4 protein-coding genes are annotated in these 4,195 nt (G+C 43.5%); 2 read left to right on the forward strand and 2 right to left on the reverse strand.

The features are described from left to right. Positions 1 to 1,554 (forward strand): NAD(P)/FAD-dependent oxidoreductase (locus tag F6K52_RS33090; protein ID WP_364420933.1); only part of this gene is annotated, 1,554 nt, incomplete at its 5' end. A 101-nt stretch (positions 1,555 to 1,655) separates the two neighbouring features. Here the strand turns inward: F6K52_RS33090 and larE are convergent. Together larE and F6K52_RS33100 are read right to left on the reverse strand one after the other, a co-directional pair. Next, positions 1,656 to 2,483, reverse strand: a complete 828-nt coding sequence (larE, locus tag F6K52_RS33095) for an ATP-dependent sacrificial sulfur transferase LarE (RefSeq protein WP_293088860.1) — start codon at positions 2,481 to 2,483, stop codon at positions 1,656 to 1,658. 233 nt (positions 2,484 to 2,716) lie between these two features. Further along, positions 2,717 to 3,490 carry an ABC transporter permease gene (locus F6K52_RS33100; RefSeq protein ID WP_293088863.1) on the reverse strand — a complete coding sequence of 258 codons (774 nt, stop codon included), beginning with the start codon at positions 3,488 to 3,490 and terminating at the stop codon, positions 2,717 to 2,719. 421 nt (positions 3,491 to 3,911) lie between these two features. Here F6K52_RS33100 and F6K52_RS33105 point away from each other — a divergent pair, with 421 nt between their 5' ends. Further along, on the forward strand, positions 3,912 to 4,049 hold the full coding sequence (locus F6K52_RS33105) for a hypothetical protein (RefSeq protein ID WP_293088865.1): 138 nt from the start codon (positions 3,912 to 3,914) through the stop codon (positions 4,047 to 4,049). The last annotated feature ends 146 nt before the right edge of the window (positions 4,050 to 4,195 follow it).

Consider the following 4,195-nt stretch of genomic DNA (forward strand, 5'->3'; position numbering starts at 1 on the left):
TCCGGGTTTCTTCTTGACTGGATTTCAGACGTTTGTGATATTGTTATAGTTGGTGCTGGTCCAGTGGGATTAGCCACTGCCATTGGCTTACAGCAGCGTGGTATATCTAATTTTATAGTCCTTGATCAAACTCGTGCCTTTCGTAGAGTTGGTCAGGTTATTGATCTTCTGCCCAATGGATTAAAAGCCCTTAACCACATAGCGCCTTCTGCTTACGAAGCAGTTAAGCAAACCGGTATGGAGTTTTTTCAGAAAGCCCAAGCCAATCAAAATCCCGAAACAACAATCAACAAACAAAAACTACCCAAGACTTCTCCTCAATGGGTTCACAAAAATTTGAAGGGAGAGCAAATTCACTCAATTCCTCTTAGCTATGAGAGTTGGTTCAAGGATTATGGAGAGGGTCGAGTCTCTATATCTTGGTACGATTTACAGACCACTCTCAGAAACCAACTTCCCGTTGAACAGGTTAAAGCGAATCATCGTTGTATCAATGTTGTTGATGAAGGAAACACCGGATATGTTCGGCTAGATTTTGTTTCAGATGCAGCCATAGAAGCAAATCCCTATGCTCATTGGTCAAATAGACAGAACGATGAGGATACAGTCTCCTTCAATTCAGAACATAGTCCCCAACAATTTCAAAAAAAATCAATCCGGGCTAGGCTAGTTGTTGCTGCAGATGGGATAAACTCTACCATTCGTCGGATTGTTTATAAGGATAGTCCCTACAGTGGTTTAGCCAGACCTGACTATTCCGGATTTGCAGCCCTATTCTGTATGAAAATCACGGATATTCCTCCAGAGCTAAGCACAGAGCTTGAAAACAAATTTTTTCAGCAGGAACGGATTCTCACCATCACTAATGATCGCACTAATGATCAAATTTCAGAGGATTCGGCTTCTATGGAATCCCCACGGATGCTCTTATTTAGTCGTCCCAATGCTGAGTTTGGGTATTTCCTCCATCTTCCTTTAAACCAGGAAGAGTTGACAGAAAAATCTGGAAGTGCCTTGATTGCTTTAGCATTGCGAGAGTTGGAAAACGCTAATTTTCCCAAAGCTCTCACACAATTAGTGGCTTTATCTTCTCCTGTCAAAATCAAATCCCGTCCCTATTACATTCACCGTGCAGAAACTCTATCTCCCTGGAGTTCAGGTAGAGTTGTCTTAGTGGGTGATGCCGCCCATGGGATGCCTCCTTTCATGGCTCAAGGGGCTAATCAAGGATTGGAAGATGCTCTGGTTGTAGCTACCATGATCGCTAATATTGTACAGAAAAATAATCTTGATAATATCCAAGCAATTGCTAATGCTTTCCTTAACTACGAATCTCTTCGTCGTCCATTAATGGAGAAGATTCAGCAAGCAACATTGATCCGAATTCCCTACAGTAACAAACAAGCATGGCATGACTACCAACAATTGGTATATTGTCGTAATTTTGACCAACTGCTGGAGGAATGTAAGCATATGCGCTACGCGCAGGCTACGCCAACAGCAGTCAGTAGTCAGCAGTCAGCAGTGAGCAGTCAGGCAAAGGCTGAGAGCTGACTGCTCACTGCTGAACGCGCACGCGTGTGCGTAGCACATAAGCTGAACGCGCACGCGTGGCCAAAGGCCTTTAGCTGATAGCTTACAAAAAGCCAAACTGATTAAGCGTTCATACTAATCACATCTTGACTCAAAACTTGATTTAATTTCCCACTGCGATATCCTTCTAAATCCAGGGTCACATAGACAAAACCCAACTCCTGAAACTCTGCCACTAACGTCGGTAAATCTGTCCTTACCACAAATTCCTTAATCTCTTCCGGTAGTAACTCAATTCGTGCGGTATCTCCTTCTGAACGAACCCTCAAATTGGAGAAACCTAACTTCCGTAAATAGATCTCTGCTCGTCCTACCCGTTGTAACTTAGCTACTGTAATCATTTCCCCATAGGGAAAGCGAGAACTCAGACAAGGTTGGGCAGGTTTATCCCACCACGGCAATCCTAATTGTTTCGAGAGTTGGCGCACTTCCGCTTTAGTTACCCCCACTTCTGCTAAAGGCGATCGCGCACCTCGTTCCTTGGCCGCCTGAATCCCTGGACGATAGTCCCTTAAATCATCCCCATTCACCCCATCTACTACATAAGGATAGCCTCGCTCCAGGGCTAGAGGTTTGAGAGTGTCGTGGAGTTCACTTTTGCAAAAATAACAGCGATTGACCGGGTTAGAGGTATAATTAGGATTATCCATCTCATGGGTTTGGACAACCTCATGAGTAATGCCAATGGTAGCGGCTTGGATGCGAGCGTCTTCTAATTCTTCTGGTAATAGTGACGGGGATTCAGCAGTGACCGCTATTACGCGATCGCTTAAAACATCGTAAGCAATTTTAGCAACTAGCGTGCTATCAACTCCCCCAGAATAGGCAATCAAAGCCCGTTCCATCTCAGCAAATATAGTTTTTAATTGCTTGAGTTTCTGCTCTAGCATGGTTTTGATCAGGAATTTTCTTTATTTTTAGCATTATCCCCATTGACTATGATGACCCATTTGTAATAATTATGTTGGGAACAGGGAACAGGGAACAGGGAACAGGGAAAAGGGAACAGGGAACAGGGAACAGGGAACAGGGAAAAAAAAATTATGCTTCTGATTTCTGACTTCTGACTTCTAACTTCTGACTTGTGACTTGTGACTTCTGACGCTAAGCGTAGCGCTATAAATCAAAACTCCCGTTGCCAGAAGATTAGGATAGCGATCGCTAACAGCAGCACGATGTAAAGTAATCCATAAAGTCCATTTAAAAACAGTTCTGGGAACGGAGGTAAGACACCATACACTGCATCATTCTTTAAATTGAGCCGTGATAAATCCGGGATAACCAAGTATAGGGTTTCAGTCATCCGCTCAATGCCAGGGTTTTCGCTCAACTTGCTTAACTCCACTAAATCACGGCTCAAGTGTCCCATCATATAAACCCCAAAGGTCAGTAAGGTTGCTAGGAGTGAACTAGTAAAGACACCAAACATCAGCGCTACTGCTGTGATTAGAGACAGTTCTAGAAATTGGTAAACCACCGAAACCAGGATGCTAACCACAGGGTATTCAATACTAGAGACACGTAACCCCAGCAGATAAATGGCGGTCATAGCCACAACCAGCACAGCCAATACACCCGATAACCCTAAGTGTTTGCCAATGATAAATTCAGCACGACTTAGAGGCTTGGGAATTAAGACTAAAACAGTACGCTTTTCGATTTCCTTGTTAATCAACCCGGTACCAACAAATACCGCCACGATTACACCCAGGATACCCATCGCCCCTAGACCCAAATCCAGAAAAATTTTGTCTTGTGTGGTTGCTGCTACCTCCGGTAACAGCCTCAGGGCTATGCCTAGGGTTAGGGCAAAAAAGCCAATCAGATATAAAACGCGATCGCGTATCACTTCCCGAAAACCATTAGCTGCGATCGCCCAAATTCTTGCCAAACTCACCTACTATCTCCTATCCTCCGAATTGTTTTGCTTCCATCATAGGGGAGGTACACAAGGCAAGGGATTTTTGCTATACCAAAGGGAACAGCGGATCTGGGAACAAAAATTCTCACAATTCCTACACGGATTGGTATATAAGGTTAAGTAGTGAATAAGCGCGAAGATAAAACTATTCCGGACGAGGCATTTATGATTGTTGTACTTGATCACTGCGCCGTTGAAAGAATTGCAGGAGTTGCCAAATAGCGCCCAGAATTTGCTTAGGTGCGCTTGACCTATTAAGAATTAAATTCGCCACGGGTCGCACCTCTTACTATTTAGACTTTTAAACTATCATCAAGTTAGACTCTCAATAGCAATCATTAATAATTACTAATCACCAATTATAGCGCTTTTTATACTAATGAGGTACACATAATTTTTGCCCTGCTACCTCTTCTCTATTCCCGATTCCCGATTCCCGATTCCCGATTCCCGATTCCCGATTCCCTGTTCCCTGTTCCCTGTTCCCTGTTCCCTGTTCCCTTATATCACTAATCACTGTTATGATTGCGCTTGATCCACCAAGCAAGCAAACCTCGTGAAATTCAAACTAGCTGAAAGTATTATTTCAAAAGGGTGCTTTGTTCATAACTCAAATGTAAACACCATAGGACTATACCAAAATATTGGGTCCAGCCATGCTACTATGCCCCACTACCTGTT

It is taken from the genome of Moorena sp. SIO3H5 (assembly GCF_010692395.1).
In the GTDB taxonomy this organism is placed as follows: Bacteria; Cyanobacteriota; Cyanobacteriia; order Cyanobacteriales; family Coleofasciculaceae; genus Moorena.